Raw genomic sequence first — 14,532 nt, forward strand, 5'->3', positions numbered from 1 at the left:
CCTGACCGGTGCACCTGGCGCCGGTCAGGGGTACCGGCCTCTTCCCCAAATCAGCTCTGGTCGGAAGATTCGGCCGCAGCCTCCAGCTCGACCATCGTCAGCTCCAGCTCCGCCCGCTCGGTCCACTGGCCGTCCAGCTCGGTGCGTACCGCCACGCCCAGTTCCTTGAAGTCCGCCACCTGCTTGACCAGGTTGCCCGGGCCGCCCACCAGCTGGCCGCAGGCCTTGCGATAGGCCTCGCCGGCCTTGTCCAGACTCTTGCCGATGCCGTCCATGCTGCCGAGAAAGGTGCGCAGCTTGTCGTAGACCTTGCCGGCGCGCTCGGCCAGTTCGGCGGTATGGCGATTCTGGTCCTCGAAGCGCCACAGCTGGCGGACGATGTTGAGGCTGGTCAGCAGAGTGGTGGGCGTCGCCACCAGCACGTTCTGCTCGATGGCGCGCTGGAACAGGCTTTCGTCGGCCTTGAGCGCCTCGACGAAGGCCGATTCGATGGGAATGAACAGAAAGACCATCTCCGGCGAATTGAGCCCCGGCAGGCTGAAGTATTCGCGATCGGCCAGCTCGCGGATGCGCTCGCCCACGGCGCGCACGTGCTCGCCCAGGGCCAGGCGCCGCTCGCCCTCGTCCTCGCTGTTGACGTAGCGGGTATAGGCGTTGAGCGACACCTTGGCGTCCACCACCAGATGCTTCTTCTGCGGCAGATGGACCAGCACGTCCGGCCGGCGGCGGCCGGTCTCGGTGGTGAAGCTGCGCTCGCGGACGAAGTCGCGGCCCTCGCGCAGACCGGAGCGCTCCAGCACGTTTTCCAGGATGAGTTCGCCCCAGTTGCCCTGCGCCTTCTTCTGGCCGCGCAGGGCGGTGGCCAGGTCGTGGGCCTCCTGGGTGATCTGGCGGTTGAGCTCCTTGAGGTCGAGCAGTTGCTGGCCGAGCGCCGCCTGCTGCTGGACATCCTTGTGGTGGATGTCCTCGACCTTGGCGCGAAAGCCTTCGATCTGCTCGCGGAACGGCCGCAACAGGGCATCCAGCGATTGCTGGCTGTGCTGGGCGAAAGCCTGGCCCTTGGCGTCGAAGATGCGCCCGGCCAGTTGCTCGAATTCCAGCTTGAGCTGCTCGCGACTCTCGCGCAGTAGTAGCTGCTGCGCCTGGAAGTGCTCCTCCTTCTGCTCCAGGGTGGTCCTGAGCGTCGCGTGTTCTTCGGCCAGGCGCGCATGGCGTTCCTGCACCTCGGCGTGCAGCTGCTGCTCGCGGTGCTGGCGCTCGCGCAATTCGGCGAGCTGTTCCTGGCTGCCCTGCAGCTGGGCGCGGGTGGCCTCGGCCAGGGCGTGCTGTTCGGCGGCCTGCAACTGGGCCTGGCGGGTCTGCTGGCGCAACTCGGCCTCCAGCTCGCGATTGACCTCCAGCTGGCGCTGCAGGGTGGCGGTGCGTTCGCGCTCGGCGCCCAGTTCCACCACCTGGCGACCATTGGCCAGCTCGGCCCGTTGCAGGTCGTCGCGCAGCATGTCGTAGCGCTCGGCGGCGCTGTCGAGTTGCTGTTGCAGATAGCGTTGGCGTCCGGTCAGCCAGACGGCCGAACCCGCCCAGCCGGCCAGCAGCAACAGGGGAAGCACAAGGGAAACGAAAGGCAGGGAAGTCATGGCGCTCTCATCGCGGACGGCTCCCCTCACCTTAGGCAGGCGCAAGGGGAGCGTCCAGCATTTATCTGTACATTTACACAGTGTTTCGCAAATCCAGGTCCAGCCCGCTGACGCGGCGGACCCGGCGGGCCACGGCCTCGGCGAAGATGCCGCCACGGGCCTCGATCAGGGTGAAATCATCGCGCGCCCGGGTGATGCCGGTATAGACCAGCTCCTTGGTCAGCACCGGACTGAGCTGCTCGGGCAGCAGGAGCGCCGTGTGGGCGAATTCCGAGCCCTGGGACTTGTGCACGGTCATGGCGAACACCGTCTCCACCGCCGCCAGCCGACTGGGCAGGACGAATCTCAGGCCACCGCTGCCATCGCCGCGGGGAAAGGCGACCCGCAGGACCTTGCGCCCCGGCTGGTTGGCGTCCGGCAGGCAGAGGGTGATGCCGATGTCGCCGTTCATCAGCCCCAGGCTGTAGTCGTTGCGCGTCACCAGCACCGGGCGGCCCTCGTACCAGCCATGCTCGCCCGCGAGCAGACCCGCCGCCAGCAGGGCGCTGGCGATGCGCAGGTTGAGGCCTTCCACGCCCCAGGGCCCCTTGCGCACGGCGCAGAGCAGCTGGAAGTCGTCGAAAGCGGCCAGCACCTGGCCGGCCCAGCGCGTCCAGGCCGGGTCCTCCAGCACGGTGTCGAGCTGGGGCCGGGTCTCCTGCAGGACCTGCAGATAATGACGATAGCCGCGGGCGCGCCCGCGCCCTTCCAGCACCAGGCGTTCCAGGGCACGATCCTCCGGGCCCTTGAGCAGCACGCGATGAAGATCGGCGTAGCCGCCGTCGACCAGCACCTGCTGCGCGCCCGGGCCGTCCTGGGCATTGACCCGACGGGCCAGCTGGCCGATGCCGCTGCCGGCACCGAAGCGCCGCGAGCGCCTGAGCATCACCACCTGCTGCGCCAGGGCGTCACCCTGGTCATCGCCGACCGTCAGCGGCGTCTGGGCCAGCGACTGGCCACTCACGGCTTCCAGCCAGGCGCGGGTGGCCGGGCTGTAGCGTCCGGCTTCTGCATCCCGGCAGAGATCGCCGAGCACCGCGCCCGCCTCCACCGAGGCCAGCTGATCCTTGTCACCGAGCAGGACCAGGCGTGCCCTGGGCGGCAAGGCCGCCAGCAGGCTGGCCATCATTTCCAGGTCGATCATCGAGGCTTCGTCCACCACCAGCACGTCCAGCGGCAAGGGCTGCCCGCGGTGGTGGCGGAAGTGCCGGGTGTTGGGGCGACTGCCCAGCAGCCGGTGCACCGTGGTCACCCCGGTGGGGATGTGCCGGCGCAGCTCATCATCCACCGGCAGGCGACTGACCTGGCCGCCGATGGATTCGGTGAGCCGCGCGGCTGCCTTGCCGGTGGGCGCGGCCAGGCGGATACGTAAGGGGCGACCGGCCGCCGCGGCGGGCGCCTGGAGCAGCGCCAGCAGCCGCACCACGGTGGTGGTCTTGCCGGTGCCAGGGCCGCCGGTGACGATGCTGAAGGCGCCGCGCACCGCCAGGGCGCAGGCCAGTTTCTGCCAGTCGGGTTCGCCCCCCGCGTCGGGGTCCGGCGGAAACAGCCGGTCGAGGCGCTCGGCAAGATCCGCCGGCAGCGGCTCGGGAGTGGCCAGGCGCTGCCGCAGGCTGGCGGCCACTGCGCGTTCATAATTCCAGTAGCGCCGCAGGTAGAGGCGCTCGCCGCCCAGCACCAGCGGTCGCTCCGGACAGCTGCCGTCGCCATCGACCAGGGCGCTGGCCAGCAATGCCCGCTGCCAGGCGTCAAGGGTCTGGCCATGCAGCAACTGCGACGGCAGGAGCGAAGCGCGCGCCTCGTCGCCCTCGGGTGGTAGCGACAGGGCGGCGTCGGGATTGCGCAGGGTGGCGGCGAGATCCAGGCAGACATGGCCATGGCCGAGTTGATGGCTGGCCAAGGCCGCGGCCAGCAGCACCGCCGAGTCGCCCTGGGGTTCGAGTTCGCCGAGAAAGCTGGTGAAGGCCCGGTCCACCTGACGGAGCCAGCCGCGCTGCACCCAGAGCTCCAGCAGGCGAAAGAGGTCGTCACGCTGTTCGAGCGGGGCGAGGGGGCGTTCCTGGGCCAGGGATGCCAGGCGCAGCAGCCGTTCGGTGGCGGGGCTGAAATCAGACATGGGCATTCTCCGCACCACTGAACAGCAGATCCAGGGTCTCGATCAGGGCCTGGGCGGGTCGCTCGACGAAGACGCCGTGGCCCGCCGGATCGCAGCCGCGCAGGAAGAGGTAGACGGCGCCGCCGAAATGGCGCTCGTAGCGGTAGTCGGGCAGCCGCGCCTTGAGCAGCCGGTGCACGGCCAGGCTGTAGAGCACGTACTGCAGGTCGTAGCGCTTGGCCAGGACGGCGGCTTCCATGGCCGCGCGGGTATAGGCCCCGGCCTCGGCGCCCAGCCAGTTGGACTTGTAGTCCACCACGAAATAGCGGCCCTCGTGCTCGAAGACCAGGTCGATGAAGCCCTTGAACAGGCCGTTGAGCTGGCCCGGCTCCAGCATCGGCCGTGCCTGGCCGCCAAGGGTGCCACGACGCACCAGGTCATCCAGCCGCTCCAGATCGACGCCATGGGTGGCGAACCAGAATTCCATTTCCACCTGGTAGCGCGCCAGTTCGCCCAGGGGCTGGCTGCCTCCCGGCAAGGGCAGCGGCAGTGCCAGCAACTGGCGCAGCCAGCCCTGCAGGATGGGAATCCAGTGATTCCAGCCACGCCGCTGGCAACGCCGGGCGATCACGTCGTCCAGCCGCTCGGGCGCGGCCTGGATGGCGGTGAAGCCTTCCTCGCCGACCCACTCCAGCAGGCTGTGCAGGAAGGTGCCCGGACCGGGCCCGCGGGGAAAGCGGTGCAGGTCTTCGCCGGCTGCCGGCTGACGCGCCTCGTCCGGAGCGAGGCGATCGTCGTCGAACAGTTTCTGGGCCGCCGGGGTATCCAGGTCCAGCTCCAGGTTGAACGGGCCCTCCTCCCGCGCCTCACCCAGCCGCGTGCCGATGCGCAGGGCGCTGTAGGAGGCGATCCACCAGTCCTCGCGGGCCGCCCGCCGCGCCGTCAGCGCCTTGAGGGTTACCGGGGCTTCACGGGACTCGGGCAGTCGGGCCGGATCGGCTTCAGGCAGCGGCAGGACGAGGGTATCGGGTTGCGCGTCGATCAGAGTACCGAGGGCGGTGCCCAGGGCCGCCGAACTCGCCAGGGGCTCGCCGCCGGTGGCCAGGTAGCCCAGGGCGCTGCGGGCGAAGCCGGATTCCTTGCTGCGCCCACGCTTGAGATCGGCCACCCCCACCCAGCAGGCATGACGGGCCCGGGTCAGGGCGACATAGAGCAGGCGCAGGTCCTCGGCCAGACGTTCGTCATCGGCGCGGGCCAGTTCCTCGGCGGAGGGCTTGTAGGTCCGGCGTACCCGGCCCTGGTCATCGTGATAGCGCAGCGGCAGGGTGGTGCCTTCCTCGGCACGATAGGCGCAGGCGAAGGGCAGGAACACCAGCGGGTATTCTAGGCCCTTGGACTTGTGCACCGTCACCACCTTGACCAGCTCGGCGTCGCTTTCCAGGCGCAGGATCTGCTCCTCGGCGGCGCCCTGGGCGGCCAGCTGCTCGGCCAGGTGGCGAATCAGCGCCTGTTCGCCGTCCAGCTCGCCAGCGGCGCGCTGCAAGAGTTCGGCGAGGTGCAGCAGATTGGTCAGCACCCGCTCGCCATCGGCGCGGGCCATCAGCCGCTGTGGCAGCCGGAAGTCCTGCAGCAGGCGGCGCAGCATGGGCAGTACGCCCTGGCCACGCCAGAGCTGGCGATAGCCACGGAATTGCAGCACCCGCGACTCCCAGGCCTGCTCGTCGTGGTTGAGGGCATCCAGTTCGGCCAGCGGCAGGTCGAGGGTCAGACTGCCCAGCGCCGCGCGCAGCCGGCGATCCACATCGGGCTCGGCACAGGCCTTGAGCCAGTCCAGCAGGCAGCGGGCCTCCTGGGCGGAGAATACCGAGTCCTTGTCCGACAGATAGACGCTGCGCACCCCGCGCCGCACCAGCGCCTGGCGCACCGCCTGGGCCTCGCTGCCGGCGCGCACCAGGATGGCGATATCGGCGGGCCGCAGGGGCACCAGTTCGCCGTCTTCACGGCGAAAGCCGGCCCTGCCCTCGGCGGCCAGGCTCAGCAGCCGCACGATCTCGCTGGCGGTGCTCTCGGCCAAGCTGGCGCGATAGGCGGTGCCGGCCAGGGGCTCGTCGCCGGCCAGCTGCCAGAAGGTCAGGGCCGCACCCGGTAGGCCGTCGATTTCCAGGGCTTCGCGCCGGCCCTGGGCGCGGACCGGCTCGAAGAGCACCGGATTGTCCTCACCCTGGCGGAACAGGAAGGCTGCGCGCGGTGTCGTCATCTCGCCATGCCGGAATACCTGGTTGACCGCCGCGACCATGGCGGCGGTGGAACGGAAGTTGGTGTCCAGCGAATGCAGGTGGCCGGCATTGGCACGACGCGCCTGCAGATAGGTGTGGATGTCCGCGCCACGGAAGGCATAGATGGCCTGCTTGGGATCACCGATCAGGAACAGCCCGGTGCCCTCCCCCGCACCATAGACGCTGTTGAAGATGCGGTACTGCACCGGGTCGGTGTCCTGGAATTCGTCGATCAGCGCCACCGGGAACTGCTCGCGGATCAGCGCCGCCAACCGCGCCCCGGCGCCATCGGCCTGCAGCGCCCGATCCAGACGGGTAAGGATGTCGTCGAAACCCAGCTCGGCGCGGCGCAGCTTCTCGCACTCGAATTTCTGCTGCACCCAGGCCGCCGCGTGCTCCAGCAGCGGCACCTCGGGGCTGGGCAGCTCGGCCAGTTGCCCGGGCAGGCGCGCCATGGCCGCCAGGGCCGGATGATCCGGCGGACTGGCCTTGGTCCAGGCCTCGGCGAAGCCCTCCTCGGTCAATCGGGTAAAGCCGGTGCCGATATCGAGGTCCTCGCTGGCGGGGTTGTCCGCCCAGGCGACCAGCTTGTCGCACCAGGGCCCGAAGAACCTCTTCTGCAACTTGCGGCCGTCGACCACCTTGGCGTCGCAGCCGGCCTGGCAGAGTTCACGCAACTCTTCGGCCCATTTGGCCCAGGGCGCCTTGAGTCGTGCCAACCGCTCTCGGCGTTCGGCCAGGGCGGTGGCCAGCAAGGCGGCGGGTTCGCCCTGGGGCGCGCCCAGGGCCTCGCTCAACAGGGGGCGCAGGCGTGCAGCCAAGGCGCGGGGTTCGCCCCAATTCTCGATCACCCAGTCCAGCGCCTCGCCTTCCAGCGGATAGCAGAAGCGTCGCCAGTAGTCGCGCACCACCTGGGCGAGCAACTCGCTCTGGTCCTGCTCCAGGTTCTGCACGAAGAGGCTGCCACTGTCGAAGGCGTGCTCTCGGAGCATGCGCTGGCACCAGCTGTGAATGGTGGAGACGGCCGCCTCGTCCATCCACTGGGCGGCGATGTCCAGGCGCCGGGCGCAATCGGCCCAGGCCTCGGCGGGAAAGTCCTCGCGCAATTCGGCGAGCAGCGCATCGGGCGCCGCGATCTCGTCGCGAAAGAAGCGCGCCGCCTCGGCCAGGCGATGGCGAATGCGATCGCGCAGTTCCTGGGTGGCGGCCTCGGTAAAGGTCACCACCAGGATCTGCGGCGGCAGCAGTTCGCGGCCAAAGGCGGTCTCGGGCGAGCCATGGCCGAGCACCAGACGCACATAGAGCGCGGAGATGGTGAAGGTCTTGCCGGTGCCGGCACTGGCCTCGATGAGCTGATTGCCCTGCAGCGGAAAGCGCAGGGCGAGCGGACGCTGACTCATGCCTGTCCCTCCCCGCCAACCACCTGCCAGCCGGCGGCGTGCACCGGCGCATAGAGGGTCTGGCACCAGCCATCGAATTCCTCGTCGGCCAGCAAGGCGGCGAAGTCCGGATACTGCCGGCGCAGCGCCGGATGGGTCGCCGCCTCGCCCTGATAGGCCTGCTCGGCGGCGGCCAGGGCCTTGTCCGGATCATTGGCCAGCCAGGCAAAGGCGGTGCGTGGCGCGACGGGTAGAGGACGGCGCTGCCCCAGGGCCCAGGCATCGAGCAGTTCGTTCAGCTGACGTCGAGCCAGCTCGGCGTCCAGCGGCGCCAGCAGTAGGGTCAGATCGGTCGCCACCACCGCCGTGGTCAATTGCAGACCACCGGCCGCGGCGACCAGGTGCTGCACCCAGGGCCGCAGCAGCCGATGCCACTTGCGAGTGCGGGTATTGCCCAGGCCATTGGCCTGGGCGGTCAGGGCCAGCAGGCCCGCAGGGCCACGGCGCAGGCGTTCGAGGTTGGCCACCAGTTGCAGCTCTTTGTGTTCGAGATCCAGGGTCACGGCCTCTTCCAGGGGTTCGGGCCAGCGCAGCGCCAGCGCCTCGACCTGGGCGACCACGGCGGGCAGAGGCTCGCGCAAGGCCCGCCCGGCCCGTTCACCAAAGCCCGCCAGCGGCAAACGACCGCTGCCGCGCAGGCGCTCGGCGGCGGCCATCAGCGCCGGCTCCGCCTCGGCCGGCACGGCCAGAGCCGCCGTCAGCAGGTCTTCGCCCAACTGGTAGCGGGTCAGGGCGTCCAGGCCGAAGGGCTCTTCGTCTTCCGCCGGCGCATCGGGCGCCGCGAAGTGCACCTTGAGGCGATTGGCGAAGAACAGGTCCACCGGTCCGCGCAGAAAGCGCGCCAGGTCATCGAGACCCAGGGGTTCTTCGGGCACCAGTGGCGGCAACAGGGCATCCTCGGCGCGGGTGGTGCGGTCATGCACGCCCAGCCATTCGGCGGCAAAGCTGAAATAGCCGCGCTCGCCGCGGAAGTAACGGGCGCTGAAGGGCTGCAGCGGATGCTTCTGGGTCAGGGCGGCCAGCAGGCGCTCCGGCTCTGCTTCATGCCCCGCCAGCCGCCAACCGGCCTGGAGATGGTCACGCAACTGGGCGACCAGCACCGATGGCGGGCGCTCGCTATTGTCGCGGATGCTGCGCCCCACCCAACTGACATAGAACTGATCGCGCGCCGAGAGCAGCGCCTCCAGCAGCAGATAGCGATCATCCTCGCGCCGCGAGCGGTCACCGGGACGATAGTCCTGGGCCATGAGATCGAAATCCAGCGGCGACTGGATGCGCGGATAGGCGCCATCGTGCATGCCCAGCAGACAGACCACGCGGAAGGGAATGGCGCGCATGGGCATCAGGGTGCAGAAATTGACCGCCCCGGCGAGAAAGCGCTGCGCCAGTCCCCCGGAATCCAGTCCGGCCAGCCAGGCCTCGCGGACCACGGTGAGCGGCAGCTCTTCATCCAGGGCGACGTCCTCGCACAACTCCAGCCAGCGCTCACGGAGGTTTTCCAGCTGCTCCAGCAGGTATTCGTCGTGCTCGTCCTGGGCGCTGAAGAACAGCGCTAGCAGCGCCTGCAGGCGGGCACCCCACTCCGCCGGCCGGGCTGGCTGGGCCAGCGCCGCCTGGGCCGCGTCCAGCGCATCGAGCAGATCCACCAGCGGCCCGACCAGGGCCGCATCCAGGCCACCCACCTCATCGAAGGGCTCGATATCGCCCAGGGCGGCGCCGCTGCCCACGGCATAGCCCAGCAGCATGCGCCTCAGGCCGAAGCGCCAGGTGTTTTGCGTCAGCCCCTCGGGCAGATCGAGGCGACTGCGCTGCTCGGCATCCAGCCCCCAGCGCACGCCCGCGCCTTCCAGCCAGAGGTGCAGGGTCGGCAGATCGCCCTCGCGCAGTCCGAAGCGGGTGCGCAGCGCCGGCACATCCAGCAGGTCGAGGATCTCGCTCAGGGCGAAGCGACTGTCGGGCAGCTGCAGCAGATGCTCCAGGGCGATCAGCAGCGGCTGGAAACCGCGCTGGTGCTGATCGGCCAGGCTGAAGGGGATGAAGCGCGGATCCTGGCGCTCCAGCTGACCGAATACCGCGCGGATGTGCGGCGCATAGGCATCGATGTCCGGCACCATGACGATGACGTCGCGCGGCCTGAGGCTGCTGTCGCTGCTGAAGCGCGCCAGCAACTGGTCATGGAGGATCTCCACTTCGCGCTGCGGACTGTGGGCCACATGGAAGCGCATGGACCTGTCCCGCGCCGGATCCACTGTTGGCCAATGTTCACGGGTCTCGCTCAGCGGGCGCAATTCGAGAATGTCATCCTGCAACTGGCCGAGCAGGTGCTGGGGTTCGGTGTCGGCGAAGAGGTCGATGCGCCCGCCATTGAGGTCCTCGAACAGGCGCCGATAGCCATCGGGCTCGTCGAATTCGTCCAGCAGGTGGATGTAGTCGCGGCCCTGCTTGCCCCAGCTCGCCAGCAGCGGCTGGCCGTGCTGGTGCAGCGCCTCGGCATCCAGGGTCTGCGGCATGCCCGGCTTGCGCTGCTGGCGCCGGTAGTTCTGCCGCAGTAGATCCTGGTCGGCGACGATGTCGGACCAGTGATGGCGACAGGGATTGTGCACGCAGAGCAGCACCTGGCTGAAGCGCGCCAGCGCGGCCAGGGCTTCCAGCGTCTGCGCCGGAATCGCCGACAGCCCAAAGATCACTACCCGCCGCGGCAGACCGGCTGGCGGCTCGGTCGCCGCCTGCATGACCTCCAGAAAGCGCCGGTGCACCCCGGCGCGACTGCGGGCCAGGCCACCGTCGCCCACGTCGTCCAGCAGCGCCCGCCACAGCTGCGCCTGCCAGCGGCAACTCTCCGGCAGGGCGCGCCGGCCATCACGCAGGCTGGCCAGCAGATCGCGTCCCGCCGCCCAGTCGTTGAGCCAGTCGGCGCGATAGACCTGGTAGCCGTCATAGAGATCGGCCAGCCGCTCGGCCAGCTGATAGCGCTTGCGCAGATCGCTGTCATCGTCGAGAAAGCGCCGCAGCGCAGCGAAGTCCGGTTGCAGGAGCAGCGTCGGCAAGAGCCGCATCAGTCGCCAGGTCAGGGGCGCGCGATCCAGCGGCGAGGATGGCGGTACCTGGTCACGGCCCAGCACCTGCCGATAGGTCCGCCAGAGAAAGGCCGCCGGCAGTTGCACTTCCAGCGCCGCGGCCACCCCGCAGCCGCCCTCGTCGTCCCCGCGCGGATCCTCCGCCAGCGCCAGCTTGAGCCACTGGGCGATGCCATTGCTCTGCACCAGCACCTGTTCGTTTTCCAGTGGCGCCAGGGGATAGCGCCGCATCCAGCCGACCGCCAGGCCGCGCAGCTCTTCGAGCCGATTGCCGTGTACCACCATGAATCCGGGAGTGAGCGCCTCGGACATCCTACGCCTCGCTGTTCGCTGTCTGCGGCCAGGGTAAGGATCACCCGCGCCGGACACCAGCCCGCAATGTGTTGACCGACGCATGACGCAGCGCACAGCCGCCCTCGTCTCCCCGCCTGCGACGGGGTTCCAGCCGGTAGACTCAGGGTCTATCGGCCGTCGGCCATCGACAGGATGTTTTCATGCGTTTCCTCGTTGCCCTTTCCCTGCTGCTGGGCGCTGCCCTCGCCCATGCCGACAACGGCGAGCCCGTCGATTGCGCCAGCCTGCAGGCCCAGTTGCCACTGCCCCTGCTGCAGCAGACCTCCGGCCTGCCGCTGGCCTATGCCCGGCAAATTGCCGGCGGCTGCGCCTTCACCGATCGCGACACCGGGCAACCGGCCAACTACCTGCTGGGCCTGTCGGCGGGCTACGAGAATGGCGGTCGGGCGCTGCCCAAACTGCGGCGGCAGGTGCAATCGCTCAGCGAGCAACTGGAATGCAAGACCATCGATGGCCTGGGCGAAGGCGCCAGCGCCTGCAGCAAGCCGCTGCTGGGCACCCAGGTGTTCTTCATCAAGCGCGACCGTATCCATACGGTCACGGCGTCCAGTCCGCTGGAATACGAGAAACCCGAGCTGGCGGCCAAGCTGCGCCAGGCCGCGCAGGCGACCGCCCAGGCCTGGGCGCAGCGCCTATAGGGGAAAGGCGGCCCTAGTGGCCGCGCCGATTGAGGTCTTCCGAATAGAGATCGTCTTCCAGGTCATTACCCGGGATGGCGTGCTCTTCCGCTGCCCAGGCACCCAGGTCGATCAGTTTGCAGCGGTCGGAACAGAAGGGCCGGTTGGCGCTCTTCTCGCTCCACTCCACGGGTGCGCCACAGGTGGGGCAGTCCACGGTAAGAGTGCTCATGCTTGGCCTCCGTCAAGGGTCAGATAAAAGGAATGCAAGCGCTCCACCTCGGCGTGGAGCATGGCGAGATCGCGGTCGTTGCAGATGACGTCATCGGCCTTGGCCAGCCGCTCGGCACGCGGCAGCTGCGCCCCCAGTATGGCCCGCACCTGAGCCTCGTCCACCCCGTCACGGCGCATGGCCCGCTCAAGCTGCAGTGCTTCCGGCGCGTCTATCACCAATCCGCGGCGGACCAGTGCCCGCTGCCCGGATTCGAACAGCAGCGGCGACACCAGGATGGCATAGGGCGATTCGGCCCGAGCCAAGGCCGCCAGGATTTCCTGGCGAATGAGGGGATGCAGCAGGGCTTCGAGCCAGCGCCGCTCGGCCGGATCGGCAAAGATCGCCGCCCGCAGCGCCGCCCGGTCCAGACTGCCATCCGGCTGCAAGACCGCCGGCGAAAAATGCCCGGCGATTTCGGCCAGCGCCGGCCGACCCGGCTCCACCACCCAACGGGCGGCCTGATCGGCGTCGACACAGGTGATGCCCAGGCGGGCGAAATGCTCGGCAGCGGCGCTCTTGCCACTGCCGATGCCCCCGGTCAGGCCGAGGGTCCAGGCAGAAGTCATCGGAATCCGGCGAAGTTCAGGTACAGGCCGGTTATTTGATCACCCCAGAGCAAGGCAATCCACCCCGCCACGGCCAGATAGGGACCGAAGGGCAAGGGCGTACTGCTTTCCGCCCGCCGCAGACGCAGGGTGATGACACCCAGGATGGCGCCTACCAGCGACGACAGCAGGATGGTCAATGGCAGGATCTGCCAACCACCCCAGGCACCGAGCAGCGCCAGCAACTTGAAGTCGCCATAGCCCATGCCTTCCTTGCCGGTCACCAGGCGGAACAGCTGGAACACCAGCCACAGACTCAGATAACCCGCCACCGCGCCCCAGACGGCATCACCGAGATTAGTGAACAGCCCGAACTGATTGGCAATCAGCCCCAGCCACAGCAACGGCAGGACGATCACGTCAGGCAACAGTTGGTGATCGGCATCGATCAGACTGGCCGCCAACAGCCCCCAGGTCAGTAGTAGAAAGGCCCCACCCTGCCAGGTCACGCCCAGGTGCCAGATGACCCAGGCCGACAGCAGTCCACAAGCCAGCTCCACCAGCGGATAACGCAGGCTGATAGTGGCCTGGCACCCCTTGCAACGCCCGCGCAGGAGCAGATAGCTCAGCACCGGAACGTTTTCCCAGGGCCGCACGGCGCGTTGGCAATGGGGACAGCGCGAAGCGGGTCGCGCCAGATTGAAAGGCACTCCGACCGGCTCAGCCGGCAACTCCAACACCTCGCGTGCCTCCGCCTGCCAGTCGCGCTTCAGCATCACCGGCAAGCGATAGACCACCACATTGAGAAAGCTGCCTACCAGTAACCCCAGGACCAGCGCGCACAGCGCCGCAGCCAGCGGCGCGCCAGCCAGGAATTCCAGCGCCGCCATCAGACCACCGAGCCGAGCTGGAAGATGGGCAGGTACATGGCGATGATCAGGCCACCCACCAAGACCCCCAGAACCGCCATGATCATCGGCTCCATCAGGGTGGTGAGGTTGTCGACCATGTTGTCGACCTCGTCTTCATAGAAGGTCGCGACCTTGGACAACATCTCGTCCAGCGAGCCCGACTCCTCACCGATAGCCGTCATCTGGATGGCCATGGAGGAAAACACACCCGTGGTACGCATGGAAAAGTTGAGCTGCATACCGGTGGAGACATCGCCCTTGATCTTTTCCACCGCATTGCGGAACACCACGTTGCCGGTCGCACCGGCGACCGAGTCCAGAGCGTCTACCAACGGCACACCGGCCGCAAACGTGGTGGCGAGAGTACGGGCATAACGGGCAATGGCCGACTTGTAGAGAATGGAACCAATCAATGGGATCTTCAGCAGTCCACGGTCGGTAGCGTCACGGAATTTTTCCGATTTCTTGTAGAAGTGCCGCAAGACGAAAGCCAGTACGAAGATCCCGCCCAGCACCAGCAACCACCACTCCTGCAGGACCTCGGAAATGGCGATAACCATCAGGGTGAATGCTGGCAATTGAGCACCGAAGCCTTCGAACACTGACTGGAACTGAGGCACTACCTTGATCAACAGAATGGCCGACACGATAACCGCGACTACCACTACTGCCGCCGGGTAGGTCATGGCCTTCTTGATCTTCTTTTTCAGCGCCTCGGTCTTTTCCTTGTAGGTGGCCACTCGATCCAGCAGGGTCTCCAGGGCACCGGATTGCTCACCCGCGTCCACCAGGTTGCAATAGAGATCGTCGAAATACTGCGGCTGTTTACGGAGAGAATTGGCCAGGCTATTACCCGCGGCGACATCCTGCTTGATGTCGTCGACCATCTTGCGCATGTTGGGATTGTCGAAGCCCTCGCCGATGATGTCGAAGGCCTGCAACAGAGGCACGCCTGCGCTCATCATGGTCGCCAGCTGTCGGGTAAACAGGGCGATATCCATGGGCTTGATCTTCTTGCCCTTGCCGAACAGCGACATCGACTTCTTGCGCACCCGGGTCGGGTTGATACCCTGCTTGCGCAACTGCGCCTTGATCAGCGCAGGATTCAGGCCGGTCATCTCGCCCTTCACCTTGGTCCCTTTGCGATCGGTCCCCTCCCAGGTGAAGCTACCCAACTTTATAGCTTTATCGGCCATGGCCTCGACTCGTCAAAGGCTCGGCCCGCCATGGCGGACCCGTCAAAAGAATGCTCTGTGCAGAGCGGGTTGCGG

Annotated in this window: 9 protein-coding genes; 1 reads left to right on the top strand and 8 read right to left on the bottom strand. The window is 67.8% G+C overall.

The features are described from left to right. Nucleotides 1–50 precede the first annotated feature (50 nt). The 4 genes from rmuC to recC all read right to left on the bottom strand — a co-directional run bounded on the left by rmuC (nt 51) and on the right by recC (nt 10,872). The gene (gene rmuC / locus PVZ77_RS11385; protein WP_273806520.1) at nt 51–1,634 is read right to left on the bottom strand and encodes a DNA recombination protein RmuC; all 1,584 of its coding nucleotides are present in this window, start codon (nt 1,632–1,634) and stop codon (nt 51–53) included. Nucleotides 1,635–1,707: 73 nt separating this feature from the next. Continuing rightward, nucleotides 1,708–3,789, bottom strand: coding sequence for an exodeoxyribonuclease V subunit alpha (gene recD, locus PVZ77_RS11390; RefSeq protein WP_273806521.1), 2,082 nt, complete (start codon nt 3,787–3,789; stop codon nt 1,708–1,710). After that, entirely contained in the window at nt 3,782–7,444 is a 3,663-nt protein-coding gene (recB, locus tag PVZ77_RS11395) for an exodeoxyribonuclease V subunit beta (protein ID WP_273806522.1), read from the bottom strand. Before recB ends, recD begins: the two co-directional genes overlap by 8 nt. Then, on the bottom strand, nt 7,441–10,872 hold the full coding sequence (gene recC / locus PVZ77_RS11400; RefSeq protein ID WP_273806523.1) for an exodeoxyribonuclease V subunit gamma: 3,432 nt from the start codon (nt 10,870–10,872) through the stop codon (nt 7,441–7,443). The genes recB and recC overlap by 4 nt, the downstream gene beginning before the upstream one ends. Nucleotides 10,873–11,054: 182 nt before the next feature. Here recC and PVZ77_RS11405 point away from each other — a divergent pair, with 182 nt between their 5' ends. Next, nucleotides 11,055–11,552, top strand: coding sequence for a hypothetical protein (locus PVZ77_RS11405; protein WP_273806524.1), 498 nt, complete (start codon nt 11,055–11,057; stop codon nt 11,550–11,552). 13 nt (nt 11,553–11,565) lie between these two features. Here PVZ77_RS11405 and yacG read toward each other — a convergent pair whose 3' ends face one another. Genes yacG through PVZ77_RS11425 form a run of 4 tightly spaced genes read right to left on the bottom strand, consistent with a single transcriptional unit; the run spans nt 11,566 to nt 14,457 of the window. After that, entirely contained in the window at nt 11,566–11,763 is a 198-nt protein-coding gene (yacG, locus tag PVZ77_RS11410; protein ID WP_273806525.1) for a DNA gyrase inhibitor YacG, read from the bottom strand. Continuing rightward, the gene (gene coaE, locus PVZ77_RS11415) at nt 11,760–12,371 is read right to left on the bottom strand and encodes a dephospho-CoA kinase (RefSeq protein WP_273806526.1); all 612 of its coding nucleotides are present in this window, start codon (nt 12,369–12,371) and stop codon (nt 11,760–11,762) included. The genes yacG and coaE overlap by 4 nt, the downstream gene beginning before the upstream one ends. Next, nucleotides 12,368–13,240, bottom strand: a complete 873-nt coding sequence (locus tag PVZ77_RS11420; protein ID WP_273806527.1) for a prepilin peptidase — start codon at nt 13,238–13,240, stop codon at nt 12,368–12,370. Before PVZ77_RS11420 ends, coaE begins: the two co-directional genes overlap by 4 nt. Continuing rightward, nucleotides 13,240–14,457: a type II secretion system F family protein gene (locus PVZ77_RS11425; RefSeq protein ID WP_263258818.1), complete on the bottom strand. Its 1,218-nt coding sequence runs from the start codon at nt 14,455–14,457 to the stop codon at nt 13,240–13,242. The genes PVZ77_RS11420 and PVZ77_RS11425 overlap by 1 nt, the downstream gene beginning before the upstream one ends. Nucleotides 14,458–14,532: the final 75 nt, after the last annotated feature.

This window comes from Pseudomonas sp. SHLD1 (genome assembly GCF_028640935.1).
In the GTDB taxonomy this organism is placed as follows: Bacteria; Pseudomonadota; Gammaproteobacteria; order Pseudomonadales; family Pseudomonadaceae; genus Chryseomonas; species Chryseomonas aestiva.